We start from the raw sequence: 17201 nt of genomic DNA, 5'->3' as shown, positions 1-17201 counted from the left end.
AGGAAGTATAAAAATGTATCAAAATCGTTTATTAATGTTCCTCTTTTTAGTAGGGTGGATTTATGTATTACGACTCTACTTTTTCGAAATACAACATTCAGTGGTCCACTTTTTATTAGGTGCGACAATTATTGGTGTCATGATTTATCGTTATCAGACAATTGCAAAAGAACCTAGGAAGAAAATGCAGGCAATGATTGCGTTGTTTATCGCTCTTGTGGTATTAGCTACGCTTGTCGCTTGGTATGTAGTACCGGTATTTTCATAAGGAAAAAGGATAGAAGATGGCGTTTTGCCATTTTCTATCCTTTTATTTTTCATTTGTGGTTACCCTGCCTGTTGTTTCTCCTTGCCAACTAAAGCTTTTGACTCCCATTTCTTTGAGCGCCAACGTGCCCAAAGTAGGACACCTCGAATCCATTCGTCTAAAATAAATATGATCCAAATACCAATCAATCCGTAGCCTAAGTAAATTCCAGTAAAGTAATAAAGAGGAACAATGAACCCCCAGATCACGATTATTGTTGTCATCATTAAGAACTTCGCATCTCCCGCTGCTTGAAGCGCTTGCCCAAGGACGATGTTTAGACATCGTCCTGGCTCTAACATAAAACCCATAACTAGCAGAACGGCACCAGTCATTATAATTTCAGGATTAGAGGTAAATAGCCCTAATAGTTGTTCTCTAAAGAAAAAGATGATTGTTGTAACCCCAAGTGTGAGCAACATACTTAACTTTAAACTCTTGAATGCTTCTTGGTAGGCTTTTTCTTTCTCACCTGCACCAATCATATGCCCGACAATAATTTGCGTACCTCTTCCAAGTGAGATCGACAGAACCATGACAAAGTATAAGATATTTAATGTATAGATCCTTGTTGATAATATTTGTGCCCCAAGGATTGCGATAAAACCTGTAGTGACAACCTGACTAGCTGCGTAAGTAATTTGGCCAATCGCAGACGGAACACCAATACTAAGTAGTTGTTTCACACGATGTTTTTGCCAGGTGACTAACTCTTTCAACGATATTTGAATGTTTACTTTCTTAAAGAGGATGAGAAAGTTTACAATCAGTCCTAAAAACTGACTTACTACCGTAGAGATTGCTACACCAGTTACCCCTAACTGTGGAAATCCTAATGCTCCAAAGATAAATAAGTAGTTTCCGGTGATATTTAGGACATTCATTCCTACTGATACATACATCGTGTATTTTGTATGTCCGTGGGCTTGAATAATCGCGGACACCGTCAGCATCAAAGCCTGTAAGAATAATGCCCCTCCAACTATTAACATATATATCTTTGCTTCGGAAAATAACTCGGGCTCTAAATTAAATAGGTTTAAATAAGGAGTACTAAAAACTGTGATTACTATACTAATAATTATCCCAAACAAGAAATTTAGGGATATAGCATTTGCTGAAAACTTATGGATCTCCCCATACTTTTTTGCCCCAAGGTATTGAGCAATAACAACAGCAGCACCTACGGAAACAAAATTGAAAAGAAAGAACATAAACATGACAATTTGATTGGCAACTCCAACTGCAGCTACTGCCTCATCAGATACTTTACTTAACATAAAAGTATCTGCCGTTCTTAACATCATGTGTAACATAGATTCAATAAATATTGGCCAGGTGATTGCAAATAGCGTGAGCTTTTTGACATTACTTTTTTCCATGGGGACTCTCCTTTGAAGTACTATATCTTACTAATGATCAACCCAGTTTTTCTGAAAATCAAGAAAAGTTAGCAAATCCCTTTACTTCTTGAAGTAAATTGTAAACAAAGTTCAATGACGCGAAAATTTGATGTCGATAAACTAATAGTAATCGTATATATTTATAAATCTAAGGAGCGATTATTTTGAGTCTTATTATTCATGAAGTAAATACGGAACAAAAAATGATAGCGTTTACATTTGATGATGGACCTAACCCGGTTTACACCCCTCAGGTTTTAGAGATTTTCCAAGCGGTCGAAGGCAAAGCGACATTTTATATGATAGGGGAACAGATGCAAAAGCACCCTGAAATTGTCCGATTGGTTATCGATCAAGGCCATGAAATTGGTAACCATACGTTTACACATCCGATGTTAACAAAGTTAAGCTTAGCTGAAAGTGAAGCTGAATTGAAACAAGCGGACGAAATTATTTTTGCTATGACGGGGGGAAAACCAACAACCTTTCGCCCACCGTACTTTGATTTTAATGATGAAATTCTCTCTTTTAGTTCGTCTTTAGGTTACAGTACGATCGGTGCACTAAATCCAGATGCACTCGATTGGGAGCAACCAGGAGTTAATCATATTTTTGAAAAAAGTAAGAACCATTGTAGAAATGGTAGCATCCTGTTATTCCATGATGGGTTCGGAGATCGTTCAGAAACGATAGAAGCTGTAAGGAAACTAGTAAATGAGTTGACAGAAGAAGGCTATCAGCTTGTAACAGTGAGCGAATTATTGCAAAACGCTAATGATAACTAGAAATTATGAAGGACTGATTTTATGAAGCTTAAAGAAGGACAAACATTATTGTTTATTGGAGACTCAATTACAGATTGTGACCGTGCAAAACCTCATGGAGAAGGGTTGTTTGGTGCCTATGGAAATGGCTATGTTTCACTTGTTCAAGCATTTTTGCAGGCGACGTACCCAAACTTAAGAATTCGAGTGGTGAATAAAGGAATTAGCGGTAACACCGTTCGGGACTTAAAAAATAGATGGCAGGAAGATGTTCTGGCCTATAAACCAGAATGGCTATCAGTGATGATTGGGATTAATGATGTATGGCGCCAGTTTGACGTTCCTCATATAAAAGAGAAGCATGTGTATCTAGATGAATACAAAGAGACTCTTAGAATTCTAGTTCAGGAAACAAGACCGCTGGTAGAAGGTATGGTATTGATGACTCCTTATTTTATTGAGAATAACGAGCAAGATCCAATGCGTCAGATGATGGACCAGTATGGAGATATTGTAAAACAGATTTCCGACGAATTTAATTGTATTTTCGTTAATACCCAAGCTGTGTTTAATAAAATTCTGGGGGATCTACATTCATCTGCACTTGCATGGGATCGAGTCCACCCAACACCAACTGGACATATGCTCCTAGCAAGAGAATTTCTCACCGAAATAGGTTTTGATTGGTCAAAATAACAAGGAAGCAGGAGGCAAAGTAAGTACCCCAGCATGTTTTGATCGTGTGAGATATAAGGTAAAATAAAAAGTATTCTTAAGAGAGTTCTATTACTCTCTTTTTTTAGCTTAAGTTTACAATATCCACAGACTTATTAACATATTAACAGTTTATACACAGTATATTAACAGTAATAATAAGAATATCAACAGGTTTACCCACAATAGCTGTTGATAAATAAGGTTGATATGTTGGATGGGCAATAAATTAGTACAATTGGGGATAAGTGTTTATTCTTCCCCGTGAAAAAATCATCCAACAAAGTAATTCCCGTTGGATGATATGCTTCTTCTTATTTAGCTGGACTGTGTATGAATGTCAGACCTAAGAAAGTCTTCTGTAACATACGCAGAAACACCGAGTGCAGCTGAATAAATAGATAACTCAGCGAATGTTATTCTTAAATCGCTTTGATGTTGTTTTAAAGTAAAGTTTTGAACCACCTGTTTTAATGGATCTTCCAGCCATTCTCTTGCCATAGCGAGACGATTTCCGATAATGATTTGCTCAGGATTAAACGTGTTAATAATGTTATTAATGCCAATCCCTAAATGGAACCCCACTTTTTCAAAAAGATTAGCTATTTCATTATTAGAAGTAGCAAACTCAAGTAAGTCTTCTAACGTATGCTCGGGTGTTATGGCTTTTAACAAGTTAGCTTCACTTAAAATTACCTTTTCAGAGGCATAAAGCTCCCAGCATCCTCTGCTACCACAGCTACATTCTTTTCCGTCTGCTTGGATTATCATATGCCCCATTTCACCTGAAAAGCCATTTCTTCCACGATATAGTTCATTGTTTAAGATAAATCCTACACCGATCCCAATACCGGCACTGATATAGATGATGTCTTCAAATGGACGGCCTGCTCCAAAACATTTCTCACCATAGGCTCCAGCGTTAGCCTCGTTTTCAATAATTACAGGTAATTGAAACTCTTTTTCTATTTCAGCCTGGAGGTTAACGCTCTTCCAACCTAAGTTAGGTGCAAGTAGAATTTCACCTTCTTTATTGACAATACCTGGTACACCAATACCAATGCCCACGACACCGTAGTTGCTTACTGGTGCTCGGGAGATGAGATTGCTAATGATTTTTTTTATAGTTACTATTGTATGTTCAAACGTACTCGTTTGAGAAAAAATAGTTTGTTCGTTGACGATGTTGCCATTTAGGTCAGTTAGCACTCCGAGAATATAATTAACTCCTAGATCAATCCCGATTGAATATCCTGATGTTTGATTAAATAACAACATGACAGGACGTCTCCCACCACTAGACTCGCCTGGTCCGGTTTCGTAACAAAAGTGGTCTGTTAGTAATTCATTTACTAAAGAAGAAACGGTACCTTTGGTTAAACCTAGCCGTTGTGAAATATCAGCTCGAGACAACGGACCATGATCTTTAATAGTTTTTAGTACAAGTGATTTGTTATTGAGTTTGACAAGTTGTTGATTCCAGCTCATATTTCTCTCTTCTCCCAAAAATCTATTTTAGATAGTGATGTGTTTATAGTTAGTTATAACACGGTATTTTAAAAAAGGAAACTTAGTTTAATTTGTAAACAAACTACCTAACTTGTAATGAAAAAGTAAGGGAAACACATGAAATAGAAGCGAATTAGAAGAAAAATGATTATTTTATATCCAACTCTTGGATAGACAAAGGAAATTAAATCTATACTTTTTTAAGTAAAAACTTAGTTCATTCAATATACAAACTAAGTTACCCGTGATAAGATTTGAATAAGTAACAAATGCTTTTATTAGCTTCTGATGAACGAGGTGAAGAATGCTTAAAGAAGTCATATCACAAAAAGAGGACATGAATAGAAAGCTTGAAAATGTAAGGGGTTTCTTGGAAGAGTACGATTATGATGCTGTATTTTACCAGCGTCAAGATAATTTCGCTTGGTTAACTAGTGGTGGACACAATGGAATTCTTTATAACAGTGAGAACGGTCAATGCGGTTTACTAGTTACAAAGCAAGTGGTGTACTTAATCACCAATTCCAGTGAAAAACCACGTGTAGTCAACGAAGAAATATCTTCATTGCCAATTCAAGTCATTGATTACCCTTGGTATGAAAGCATCAGTTCCACTGTTTGGAAAACTGTGAGAAAAGGAAGAGTTGCCTCTGACACCCCTTTAGAAGGAATGGATCTTAAAACAGAAGAACTGAGTAAATTGCGATACTCGCTGACTGAGTTAGAAATTTCAAGATATAAGTATTTGGGAGAAAAAGCGGCAACCCTTCTTGAGGATTATTGTAAGACGATTAAAACTGGTCAAACAGAGTTAGAAATTGCTGCCGGTCTTAATCAGATCTACTTTTCAAATGGTTTGCTACCGACAGTAACATTAGTCGGATGCGATGACCGCATTGATTTGTTTCGTCATCCAGTAGCAACATCGAAGGCCTTTCACAAAAAATGCATGGTTGTATCTTGTGTTTCGTTCAAAGGGCTAACAGTTGCCATGACGAGAATGGTCTATTCAGGAAAAATACCTGATCCGTTGCACGATAAGTTTTCTCTTACTGCTAGAATAGAGGCTGAATTAATCTCAAAATCAACCGTAGGGGCGTCGACCTTACAAATTTTTGAGGAAATGAAAAGATTGTACGAGGAAGCAGGCTATTATGGTGAATGGAAATTCCATCATCAAGGAGGAGCCATCGGCTACCAAAATAGGGACTATCTACTAACACCAACAGATGCCAAAATCATTCAAGCTGACCAAGCTTTTGCTTGGAATCCATCTATAAAAGGAACTAAATCGGAGGATACTATTATAGTTGGTGAGAAATCCCCTGAAATCATTACAGTATCAAAAAGTGACTGGCCGCAATTGAGTCTTAAAGTAACTAATGGACTCACCATAAAACGCCCTGGCATTTTAGAAATATAAATCTAATTTTAAACTTAATGGAGGAATAAAAAATGACGTATTTCAAAAACATTAATAAAATTACATTTGAAGGTCCTAGCTCAAATAACCCACTTGCGTATAAATATTATAACCCTGAAGAAACGATTAATGGTAAGAGAATGGAAGACTTTATGCGCTTTGCCGTTTCTTATTGGCACACGTTTACTGGCGAAGGTACAGATCCTTTTGGTCAGGCAACAATGGTTCGTCCTTACAACAAGTTATCAGGTCTTGACTTAGCAAAGGCTCGTGTAGAAGCTTCATTTGAGTTCTTTGAAAAACTAGATGTGCCATATTTCTGTTTCCATGACTATGATATTGCGCCTGAAACAGATAACTTAAGTGAAACATTCAAAAACCTTGATGCGATTGTAGCAATGATTAAAGACTACATGAAAACAAGCAAAACAAAATTATTATGGAATACAGCGAACATGTTCTCCCACCCACGCTGGTTACATGGCGCTGCTACTGCTCCAAACGCAGATGTATTTGCTTATGCTGCTGCAAAAGTAAAGAAGGGCTTAGAAGTTGGTAAAGAATTAGGTTCTGAAAACTATGTATTCTGGGGTGGTCGTGAAGGATACGAAACATTACTTAATACAAACATGAAGCTTGAATTAGACAACCTAGCGCGTTTCTTCCATATGGCAAAAGATTATGCGAACGAAATTGGCTTTGATGCACAATTCCTAATTGAGCCAAAACCAAAAGAGCCAACGAAGCATCAATATGACTTCGATGTAGCAACTGGTATGGCATTCTTACAACAATACGGTTTACAAGATGTATTTAAATTTAACATCGAAGCGAACCATGCAACATTAGCTGGTCATACGTTCGAGCACGAATTACATGTAGCACGTATTAACGGTATGTTAGGTTCTGTTGACGCTAACCAAGGTGATCCATTACTTGGCTGGGATACAGATGAATTCCCAACTGATCTTTATTCAACAACATTAGCAATGTATGAAATCATCAAAAATGATGGATTAGGAACTGGTGGATTAAACTTTGACGCAAAAGTTCGTCGTGGTTCATTTGATCCAGAAGATTTATTCCATGCTCATATTGCTGGAATGGATGCATTTGCGATTGGAACAAAAGTAGCGCAACGTTTACTTGAAGATCGAGTGTTAGAAGACTTTATTGCAGATCGCTACAGCAGTTTCACAAGCGGTATTGGTCTTGACATCGTAGAAGGAAAAGCAAACTTCCACTCATTAGAGAAACATGCATTAGGTCTTGGTGAAATTACGAACAAGTCAGGCAGACAAGAATTCTTAAAAGCTACGTTAAACAAATATATCCTTGAAGCTTACGCAACAGTTTTGAAGTAATTGTAAAAAAATAATGAACAGAAAAATGCTGGATGACACTTCGTTTTCCAGCATTTTTTTAAAGAAAAGGGTGGACAATAGATGAAATATGTAATTGGTGTTGATCTTGGTACAAGTGCTGTAAAAGTGCTTTTAATGAATCAAGAAGGCAAAGTTTGTGATGAAGTATCAAAATCTTATCCGTTATTCCAAGAAAAATCAGGCTATAGTGAGCAAGAGCCAGTTGAGTGGGTCGATAAAACAACAGCTGCTTTAAAAGAACTAGTGGCAAAGTTTGATGGTGATGTTTCTGATATTGAAGGCATTAGTTTTTCAGGGCAAATGCATGGTCTAGTACTCTTAAATAAAGATCATCAGGTTTTACGTAATGCGATTCTTTGGAATGATACAAGAACAACTGAGCAGTGTCGCCAAATTTATGATCTTGTTGGAGAAGACCAACTTTTACAAATTACGAAAAACCCAGCTTTAGAAGGATTTACACTTCCTAAGCTACTTTGGGTAAAACAGTATGAGCCAGAGGTATTAGCGAAGGCTTCTGTATTTATGTTGCCTAAAGACTATTTACGTTACAAAATGACAGACCAAATTCATAGTGAATATTCTGACGCTGCAGGTACTCTTCTCTTAAATGTAGCAGAGAAAAAGTGGAGTCAGGACATTTGTGAGCTTGTTGGCATTGATTTTGAGTTATGTCCGCCTTTAGTTGCACCTCATGAGTTTGTAGGAGAGATCACTGAAAGCTTTGCAAATGAAACAGGCCTTGCAAAAACAACAAAGGTTTTTGCTGGTGGAGCAGATAACGCTTGTGGTGCAATTGGTTCTGCCATTTTATCCGAAGGTAAAACACTGTGCAGTATCGGAACATCTGGTGTTGTTCTTTCGTATGAAGAAACAAAAGATCGTGATTTTGGAGGGAAAGTTCACTACTTTAATCATGGTGAGGAAAATGCCTTTTACACTATGGGGGTTACATTAGCAGCTGGCTACAGCTTAAGTTGGTTTAGGGATACATTTGCAAAAGATGTTGCCTTTGAGGACCTACTAGCAGGACTAAATGAAGTTCCAATTGGCGCGAACGGATTATTATTTACGCCTTATTTGGTTGGTGAGAGAACTCCTTATGCTGATGCTACTATTCGTGCTAGCTTTATCGGTATGGATGGATCTCATGAACGAATTGATTTTGCTCGTTCTGTTATTGAAGGTATTACCTTTTCTTTAAATGAGTCAATCGAGATCTTCAGAGAAAGTGGTAAAACGATTGATACGATCATTTCAATCGGTGGTGGTGCAAAAAATGAGACTTGGCTACAAATCCAAGCAGATGTTTTTAATGCTAAGATTGTAAAATTATCAAGCGAACAAGGACCAGCTGTTGGGGCTTCTATGTTAGCGGCTTACGGTTCAGGTTGGTTTACGTCTTTACAAGAATGTGCAAATGTATTTACTGCGGAGGACAAGGTATATGAACCAATTCCTGAAAATGTTGAAAAGTACAAAACGCTGTTTAAATTATATAAAGAGGTTTATCAACAAACAAAGTTATTAAATGAAGGTTTAAAGAGCTTTCGTAAAAATTAATGTTTAGTTATGTAGCGCTCATTTCAAGAGGGTGGGCGCTAAAATTTTGATAAAATGAGGTGAAAAAATGGAAGTCGGTGTAATTAATGTTGGGTCTTATCATGGGGGACTTAAGCAATTTCTAAAAAGCCTAACGGAAAATATATCTAGTGAAGCATCGTTAATAGGAATTGAATTTGATTTTGACACCTCACAATACGTATTTAAGCCGTTGAGTAGTGAAACTACATCATATAGTAGTAAGCAAACTTTTCCAGAGCTAAAAAGTATTCATTACAAGGGAGATTTAGCTAATTTATTTATCCATGCAATTGCTAAAATGGCCTTTAGTCATATTATTGTTGTTGGGCCTGTAGAAGAAGCTCGTTATATTCAAAAATTGTTACATGGTGTAACAAAGATCCTTTCTATTCCTTCCTCGATCTATAATGATGTACCAGAATCTGATAGTACGTTAGGGTATGATACTGCTTTAAATTCCATTGTTAAATCAATCCTCCAAATTAAGGACACAGCAAGCTCGTTGGTCCTAAAAGAAACAAGAGTTTTTTGCATCCAAATTCCTGGGAGTACTCCGGGACCTTTACTGCACGAAGTTACGATTGCTGTAGATGGAATTCAAGTTATAGATACTTCAAGTGTTGAATTGACTGATGTTCATAACCAAATCATAAAAAGGGTAGAGCGTGGCGACACTTATGTATTTTTACTAATGCATCATGAGGTTGATCCTACCCACATAAGAGAAAACCTCTCAGCGCTTGAGCCCCTTGATTTTAAAGTAATAAAAATTGATGAAGCTCAATGTATGGGGCCATATCCGAGTGCGCTTGATCGTGTCCTAGCTCAAAAATTTGTTATCGAAACAATAGACTGGGTAAAAGAAAAAAAGGAATCCGGTATTTTTCTATACAGAAACAATAGGGTATTAGCAAAACAATTAATCTAACATAACATGGGGAGTGATTTTTTTTGACTACTGAACAGTTAACTGTGCAACAACTAGCGATTAACACAATTAGAACATTATCTATTGATAGTATTGAAAAAGCAAACTCTGGTCATCCAGGAATGCCAATGGGAGCAGCACCTATGGCTTTTTCGTTGTATGGCGAACAAATGAAGCATAGTCCAAGTAATCCAAACTGGTTTAACCGTGACCGTTTTGTTTTGTCTGCAGGTCATGGCTCTATGCTATTGTATAGCATCTTACATTTAACAGGATATGGTGTAACCATTGATGACTTAAAGAACTTTCGCCAATGGGGAAGTAGAACTCCAGGACATCCTGAGTTTGGTCATACACCAGGTGTTGATGCTACAACTGGCCCACTCGGTCAAGGTTTTGCGATGGCAGTTGGAATGGCAATGACAGAACGTCATTTAGCAGCAACGTTTAATCAAGATCAATTCAATGTAGTTGATCATTATACTTATTGTATTTGTGGAGATGGTGATTTAATGGAAGGTGTCTCTGCTGAAGCTGCTTCACTTGCAGGGCATTTGAAATTAGGAAAATTGGTAGTTCTATACGATTCAAACGATATTTCATTAGATGGCGATTTGCATATGTCATTTTCTGAAAATGTTGCAGAAAGATTTAAAGCATACGGTTGGCACTATCTTCGTGTAGAAGATGGTAATGACTTAGTAGCAATTAATCAGGCAATTGAAAGTTCAAAAACAGACGATCGTCCTACATTAATTGAAGTAAAGACAACCATTGGTTATGGTTCTCCAAATAAGTCAGGTAAATCAGCTTCTCACGGCGCGCCACTAGGAGCTAGTGAGATTGTGCAAACAAAAGAAGTGTACGGTTGGCAATACGAAGAAGAGTTTCATGTGCCAGAAGAAGTAGCTACTTACTTTGAAGAAGTGAAAACTCGTGGCGATATGGATGAAAAGCAGTGGAGTCAATTGTTTGAGACTTATAAGCAGGAGTTCCCAGAACTAGGTAAGAGATTAGAACAAGCGATAAATGGTCAATTGCCAGTAGATTGGGATGCAGATGTCCCTAATTATAAGGCAGGAATAGATAAAGTGGCAACAAGGTCTTCGGGTGGCGATGCATTAAATGCATTAGCTAAACGAGTGACATCCGTTTTTGGTGGTTCAGCTGACCTAGCCTCCTCAAATAAAACATTATTAAAAGGTGAAACCAACTTTAGTGCGACAAATTACCAAGGAAGAAATGTTTGGTATGGTGTACGTGAGTTTGCAATGGGCGCAATCGTTAACGGGATGGCATTACATGGTGGAGTAAAACCATTTGGAGCTACGTTCTTTGTTTTTTCTGATTATTTACGTGCATCCATTCGTTTATCGGCTTTAATGAAGTTACCTGTAACATTTGTATTTACACATGATAGTATCGCTGTTGGTGAAGATGGACCAACCCATGAACCAGTAGAACAGTTAGCTTCTTACCGTGCGATGCCTGGAATTAATGTCATTCGTCCTGCTGATAGCAATGAAGCTGTTGCTGCTTGGAAAATTGCTGTAGAAAGTACGGATGAGCCGACACTTCTTTTATTAAGTCGTCAAGACTTAATGACTGTAGTGCCAAGTGTTGAGGCAGCATATGAAGGAGTACGAAAAGGGGCATATGTGATTTCACCAGCAAATGGTGAAGCTACTGGATTGTTACTTGCTAGTGGATCTGAGGTTCCTTTAGCTGTTGAAGCACAAAAAGAGCTTGAAAAAGAGGGGATCTTGGTTTCGGTTGTAAGCATGCCGAGCTGGAGTCGCTTTGAACAACAATCACAGGAATATAAAGAAAGTGTTTTACCAAAACATTTGAAAGCACGTCTTGGAGTGGAGATGGGCTCATCACTTGGTTGGCATAAGTATGTTGGTGATGCAGGTGGAGTTATCGCCATTGACCAGTTCGGTGCATCTGCTCCAATGGAGAAAATTCTAGTTGAGTATGGCTTTACAGTAGAGAATGTAGTATCTAAGTATAAGCAACTTCTTGCAAAATAATAAAGGAATAAAAGATAGCTCCTACTTAGGATGTTCCTAAGGAAGAGCTATTTTTTGTTTAGGCTCTTTTCGTAGTCATTGTGGCTTTTTATCCTAAAATAATCGGAAAAATACCCAAGATGAAGATATCAGCCAATAAATTTTGTAAGAAAAGAGCAGTACTTACTAAATTAGTAGTAGAATATTAGTAATTTGTGTAAAAATCCGGCTTTTGGGATTTTTACGAAAGCAACAAACTTTGCGAAAAAAGCCTTTGTAGTTTAAAAAATGTTTCTACATTAGAAATTTTGAACAATGGGGGCATAATGCTTTCGTATAACCTTCTGGGATAGTGTTCATACAACTCTTACACGTTTTTTCTACCTTCAGATCTTCCGGTGGATTTTTAGAGCCTCTTAATGCTAAAGCAGTCACCACAAAAATAATTAGGACAGCCAGAATGATCATTAATGAACCTGACATAATACCGCCTCCTATAGTGTAGGTTGCTTACACTATATAGTACTCTTTTGTAGGTACTCTAGAACTTTGCATTTCAAAAAACAAAGTGGAAAAGAGCGTTCAGTAGGATGAACGCTCTTAACTTTCGGTTATTTTGGCATATAAATCTTAAAATTTCCACTTAATGCAAGCATAGCAAATAGATATAAACAATTATCATAGTAACGTCTAACACCAGTGCGGAGCGGTGTGTTCCAGAATAGATCGACATTCGCTTTTGCGTATGGGCCATTAACAGTTGCTAATGATGCCATTGCGTTTGTTGCAAGTAGACCAACTGGGTGGAGTGACTTTTCTTCAAACGGTTCACCATTGATTTTATAACGACGGTAATCCTCAGGGGCTTTGTCTGCAAAGAACGCTTGCAATTTATTTGCTAGCTCGGTTTCCCACTCATCGCCGCGGAACCATTCATAATCGAGTCCAATGTTTGCTGCTACACGATATGAATCGCTAAAGAAGTGACCAAATCCCCGCTCGTCGTTCGGTGTTCCATCATAATGGGCATATTCAGGTGCAAGGCCTGTTTCAGGATGACAAGCTATTTTTAAGTATTCACGACTAGCTTTTGCAGCGTCCTTCCAAAACGATTGATCCTCTTCATACGCCCACAAGCTAAACAATTCATAGAAATGCGGCAAATGGTATGATGGATCTGAATATTCACAGTTAGGGATAAACTTAATTAGCTTGTTCTCTGGATTCCACATCGGATATCCAACGCCGTCTTCACCTTTATGAAGACATGTACGAAGTAGGTCTTTTGCTTGATTACTGTAGTTGAATGGTGCTTCACCATCGCCCCAACGGTGAGAGGCGAAGAATAAGGCTAACGCAAAATATTCTTCCCCGTCCGGAGCAGGACCATAGGAATTTTTCTTACCATCGGGACTACAAGACCAAGCGAAATATCCTGCGTTTTCACCTTCAGTCATATACATGTATTTATACGTCCATTTCCAGAGACGATCAAAAACGTCTTTGTTATCCATCTGTACCGCCATCATCATGCCATAGGACATTCCTTCTGTACGTACATCAATATTCCCAGTATCAAGCATATAGCCTAAATCGTCGCCAACTTCAAAGTAGATTTTCATATCCCCGCTGCCGAAGAATAGCTCTTGCCAGGTTTCTTCTACTCTAGAAGCGATTTCAGCCTCAGAATATCCATATTCCTTAAATAAATTGAGGTATTCACCTGTATAAAATGCGCCTTCAGATTTTTTCATTATCGATTTTCCTCCTAAATGTTTACGATTAATTTCCCTAGCAAGTCTCGTAGTTCTGATTTGTGGGCTTTTCAGATGTATAAGCATTCCTGGAAACAAGAACTACGGGAGCGCTTACATTTTTGCGAAAAGTAAGAAATCTGTAATTGATTCATCAGCGACACATGTCCCACCTTTTCATATTACAAATCTACATTACCAAACTGTTGTTTATGGAGGAATGACCTAAAATAAAGGATCTACTAGACAAAATAAAGAAAAATCGAAAAAATTTCAGTTGAGGAAACTCAATAGCTATGGTTGTCCATTGGGAAAAATAAGTAGGAACACTATTCATCCAATTATGTTAAGATTAAAATGTTATACTAGAAAAACATCCTCTTTAAGATCTAAATTTTTTAGGGGATAAAGTATAGTTTTGTTACTTTAACTGATGTGGAACATGATGTAAAATTTAAGATTGATACTCATTTTATTTGATAGTTACGAAAAATTAAAGCGTTTTCAATAATGAAAATGAAAAGAGGAGAATGTATATGAAGAAAGTTATCCGTATGCTTTTTACCTTATCAGTACTTCTTTTGATCACTTCCTGTGGCTTTAAGACGCCTGAAAAGAACAATAACATTAATGTGATGTTTCTTTCTGAAATTCCAAAAGCTTATGAAGAGTCTATAGTAAATCTAATTTCAACTCCAGCAATTGATGAGGCCAATTTAGATCTTAATCTTGTTCTTTACCCAGCATCTCACGAAAAACTAACGATTGAGATTGTGGCCAAACAGACAGACATTTTCGTCGTCGATTATTCGCTTAGACACATTTTACTAGATCCTTATGGGTTAACTCCACTAGATCAGTTTAATGAGCTCCTGCCTAATAATTCTCTAGTTGAGGAGTTTACTTTAGAAGATGATGCGAGCGGTCAAGTTCATCTTTACGCTTTACCAATCACGAACGACTCCAAATTCTTAGAAGATCTAGGTCTCGTTGTACCTTCGCCAATGTTAGCCGTAATAGTAAGTCATAGTGACCATCCGGAAATTGCATTGGAGATTTTAGAAAAATTACTTTAATAATATTTAACTTAGATAAAACACTATAAAGGGGTGTATGGAATGCAAGTAAGTTTTATGTCAAGTTGGTTTTACCGTGTATGCGAATGGGTCTGGCGATTTGCCTACGTAAATTTACTGTGGCTGTTTGCTACATTGCTTGGTCTAATTGTTTTTGGGATCATTCCTGCAACAGCAGCCATGTTCGCTGTTATTCGAAAATGGTTCATGAAAGATCCAGATGTGGCGATTTTTTCTACGTTTGTTAGTACTTACAAGAAAGAATTTATTAGGAGTAATGTATTGGGACTAATTTATGCTGGTTTTGGCTATATGCTTTATTTTAACTTTTTGTTCTTGGGAACATTAGATGGACTTATGCACCTTATTTTAATGATTGGTTTAATTATTGCCACTATTTTATATGGAATTTCAGTGCTATTTGTATTACCAGTATTTGTTCATTATGATTTGAAATTACTTCAAAATATTAAAGTAGCCCTTATAATAGGGTTTGTAAATCCGTTAGCGTTAATAACCCTAATCTTAAGTCTAGGGCTAGTTTTATACCTATTTTACTTAGTTCCAGGGCTTATCCCTTTCTTTGGAACAAGTATGCTAGGTGCGGCGATCATGTGGTGTGCTTCAATGGCATTCTCTAGAGCGGAAAGAAAACAAGAGAAAATTATTAATAAAGAAGGTTTACTAGCTTAAAAAAATTGTTGCTTGTAGTTAGTAAATTGTTTTATGAATTTCTTCAAGAATGAGAAGGGTTGATAAAATGAATAGAGTGTTATTAGTTGATGATGAAGTATTTGTTCGGAAGGGTTTAAGTAGCTTAATTAATTGGGAGCAGTATGGCTTTGAAATTTCCTGGGAGGCTGACAATGGAGAAGATGCTTTTAAAATAATTCTCGAGGAAAAGCCGGATCTCGTTATTACCGATGTCAGAATGCCAGTTGTTGATGGGTTAACATTGATTAAGAAAGTTAGAGAAATTGAGAATGAAACAAAGTTCATTATAATTAGTGGATATAATGATTTTTCGTATGCGCAGCAGGCAGTTAGGTATAATGTACTTGATTTTGTACTAAAACCGGTGGATCAAGACGAACTCGAAGAAACGCTTTATAAGCTTTCACAAAGGTTAAAACTAGAGGAGATTGAAAGTGAGAAACAACAAAAGGTAATAGCTGAACAAATCATTACTCAAATTTTAGAAGGTACCTTTGAAGAAAACGAAGAGGCTGAATGGACGAGATATCTAAATCTTGAGAAAGAAGCCTACTATTATCTCTTAGTCGAGTTAAATAATCTTACCCATGTAGATGACGAAGCTACTATAAAAACGTTAGTCACAGAAGTCCCAGAAATCATTTTAAAGTTAACTGATCAAAAAAATCAAATGCTAGTGCAACAGCAACCAGACTATGCTGTAGGGATCTTGCTACCAGAATCGTACTTGAAGACATATAAAGGGGATATTGCTGTTTTTTCAAGTGAGTTTAAAAAAATACTAAAGCAAAAGTCTAACAAAGAAATGACTGTTTGTATTGGAGCAAAAGCTAAGAATATCTCCGAACTTAAGAAATCATACGAAACTGCAAATCAAATTCGTCATTATAAATATATTCTTGAAAATGCAAAGGAACAATCGATTAATTACGAGACTGTTAAAGATATTGAAGTGAAATATAATGAATTAGATGCAAAAATTTATATTTCTCTAATGGAGCAGGTTGAAGAAAATAATATTGAAGCTATTAAAAAAACTGTTGATCAAATTTTCCTTGAATTTCAAACCAAGATTTTCACTCCTAAATCAGTAAAGACTTCGATCGATCGCTGTGTTCATGGAATCATTCAAACCGTGAACGACATGGATGGTGACAAAGATAGTTTTAGTACACTAAAAGCAATGCTTGATTGGGAAGATGATAATTTAACACTACATGAGCTAAAACAAAGGCTTTACTCTTTTATCATTGAAGGTTCAACAATCATTCAATCTTTGAGAAAAGAGAATATGAAAGGCGATATTCACAAGATTAAGTCGTACATTGAAAATAATTATCACCAAAATATTAGCCTGAAAAGCATTGCCAATAAATTTTATATGAATCCTGTGTATATGGGACAATTATTTAAGAAAACTTTTGGTGTGTACTTTAAGGAATTTTTACTAAAGATAAGAATTGATGAAGCAAAAAAGTTGCTTAGGCAAACGGATATGCGTGTCTACGAAGTAGCGGACAAAGTAGGATTCGGTAGTACTGATTACTTTGTTACTCAGTTCGAAAAGATAAATAAATTAACGCCTACAGAATACCGAAATCAACTGTTAAAAAATAATGTAGAGTAGG

At 36.8% G+C, this 17201-nt stretch carries 15 protein-coding genes; 11 read left to right on the top strand and 4 right to left on the bottom strand.

What is annotated here, in order from left to right; translation table 11 throughout:
- The first annotated feature begins 13 nt into the window (after positions 1 to 13).
- The gene (locus DS745_RS08285; protein WP_129077802.1) at positions 14 to 268 is read left to right on the top strand and encodes a hypothetical protein; all 255 of its coding nucleotides are present in this window, start codon (positions 14 to 16) and stop codon (positions 266 to 268) included.
- 59 nt (positions 269 to 327) lie between these two features.
- Here DS745_RS08285 and DS745_RS08280 read toward each other — a convergent pair whose 3' ends face one another.
- The gene (locus DS745_RS08280; RefSeq protein WP_129077801.1) at positions 328 to 1689 is read right to left on the bottom strand and encodes an MATE family efflux transporter; all 1362 of its coding nucleotides are present in this window, start codon (positions 1687 to 1689) and stop codon (positions 328 to 330) included.
- A gap of 194 nt (positions 1690 to 1883) precedes the next feature.
- On the opposite strand from DS745_RS08280, the gene DS745_RS08275 reads away from it, so the two are divergent.
- On the top strand, positions 1884 to 2495 hold the full coding sequence (locus tag DS745_RS08275) for a polysaccharide deacetylase family protein (RefSeq protein ID WP_421721806.1): 612 nt from the start codon (positions 1884 to 1886) through the stop codon (positions 2493 to 2495).
- Positions 2496 to 2516: 21 nt separating this feature from the next.
- Positions 2517 to 3170 carry an SGNH/GDSL hydrolase family protein gene (locus DS745_RS08270; protein ID WP_129077800.1) on the top strand — a complete coding sequence of 218 codons (654 nt, stop codon included), beginning with the start codon at positions 2517 to 2519 and terminating at the stop codon, positions 3168 to 3170.
- A 336-nt stretch (positions 3171 to 3506) separates the two neighbouring features.
- Here the strand turns inward: DS745_RS08270 and DS745_RS08265 are convergent, their stop codons facing one another.
- Positions 3507 to 4676 carry an ROK family transcriptional regulator gene (locus DS745_RS08265; protein WP_129077799.1) on the bottom strand — a complete coding sequence of 390 codons (1170 nt, stop codon included), beginning with the start codon at positions 4674 to 4676 and terminating at the stop codon, positions 3507 to 3509.
- 325 nt (positions 4677 to 5001) lie between these two features.
- On the opposite strand from DS745_RS08265, the gene DS745_RS08260 reads away from it, so the two are divergent.
- The 5 genes from DS745_RS08260 to tkt all read left to right on the top strand — a co-directional run bounded on the left by DS745_RS08260 (position 5002) and on the right by tkt (position 12050).
- Positions 5002 to 6120: a M24 family metallopeptidase gene (locus tag DS745_RS08260; protein WP_129077798.1), complete on the top strand. Its 1119-nt coding sequence runs from the start codon at positions 5002 to 5004 to the stop codon at positions 6118 to 6120.
- A 32-nt stretch (positions 6121 to 6152) separates the two neighbouring features.
- Complete coding sequence (gene xylA, locus DS745_RS08255; protein ID WP_129077797.1) at positions 6153 to 7484, top strand: xylose isomerase; 1332 nt, start codon at positions 6153 to 6155, stop codon at positions 7482 to 7484.
- 81 nt (positions 7485 to 7565) lie between these two features.
- Positions 7566 to 9068, top strand: a complete 1503-nt coding sequence (xylB, locus tag DS745_RS08250; protein ID WP_129077796.1) for a xylulokinase — start codon at positions 7566 to 7568, stop codon at positions 9066 to 9068.
- Positions 9069 to 9135: 67 nt separating this feature from the next.
- On the top strand, positions 9136 to 10017 hold the full coding sequence (locus DS745_RS08245) for a 6-phosphofructokinase (protein ID WP_129077795.1): 882 nt from the start codon (positions 9136 to 9138) through the stop codon (positions 10015 to 10017).
- Positions 10018 to 10040: 23 nt separating this feature from the next.
- Positions 10041 to 12050: a transketolase gene (tkt, locus tag DS745_RS08240; protein ID WP_129077794.1), complete on the top strand. Its 2010-nt coding sequence runs from the start codon at positions 10041 to 10043 to the stop codon at positions 12048 to 12050.
- Positions 12051 to 12323: 273 nt separating this feature from the next.
- On the opposite strand, the gene DS745_RS08235 is transcribed toward tkt, so the two are convergent.
- A complete protein-coding gene (locus DS745_RS08235) occupies positions 12324 to 12512 on the bottom strand; it encodes a hypothetical protein (protein WP_129077793.1) in 189 nt (62 codons plus the stop codon).
- Between the two features lie 128 nt (positions 12513 to 12640).
- Positions 12641 to 13783 carry a family 8 glycosyl hydrolase gene (locus DS745_RS08230; RefSeq protein WP_129077792.1) on the bottom strand — a complete coding sequence of 381 codons (1143 nt, stop codon included), beginning with the start codon at positions 13781 to 13783 and terminating at the stop codon, positions 12641 to 12643.
- Between the two features lie 536 nt (positions 13784 to 14319).
- Between DS745_RS08230 and DS745_RS08225 the strand changes: the two genes are divergently transcribed.
- The 3 genes from DS745_RS08225 to DS745_RS08215 all read left to right on the top strand — a co-directional run bounded on the left by DS745_RS08225 (position 14320) and on the right by DS745_RS08215 (position 17200).
- Positions 14320 to 14859 carry a hypothetical protein gene (locus DS745_RS08225; protein WP_129077791.1) on the top strand — a complete coding sequence of 180 codons (540 nt, stop codon included), beginning with the start codon at positions 14320 to 14322 and terminating at the stop codon, positions 14857 to 14859.
- A 42-nt stretch (positions 14860 to 14901) separates the two neighbouring features.
- A complete protein-coding gene (locus DS745_RS08220; RefSeq protein WP_129077790.1) occupies positions 14902 to 15552 on the top strand; it encodes a YesL family protein in 651 nt (216 codons plus the stop codon).
- 67 nt (positions 15553 to 15619) lie between these two features.
- Positions 15620 to 17200: a response regulator transcription factor gene (locus tag DS745_RS08215; protein WP_129077789.1), complete on the top strand. Its 1581-nt coding sequence runs from the start codon at positions 15620 to 15622 to the stop codon at positions 17198 to 17200.
- Position 17201: the final 1 nt, after the last annotated feature.

This window comes from Anaerobacillus alkaliphilus, assembly GCF_004116265.1.
In the GTDB taxonomy this organism is placed as follows: Bacteria; Bacillota; Bacilli; order Bacillales; family Anaerobacillaceae; genus Anaerobacillus; species Anaerobacillus alkaliphilus.
Note: the sequence above shows the minus strand (reverse complement) of the source record. Positions and strands in the feature narration are given on the sequence as shown.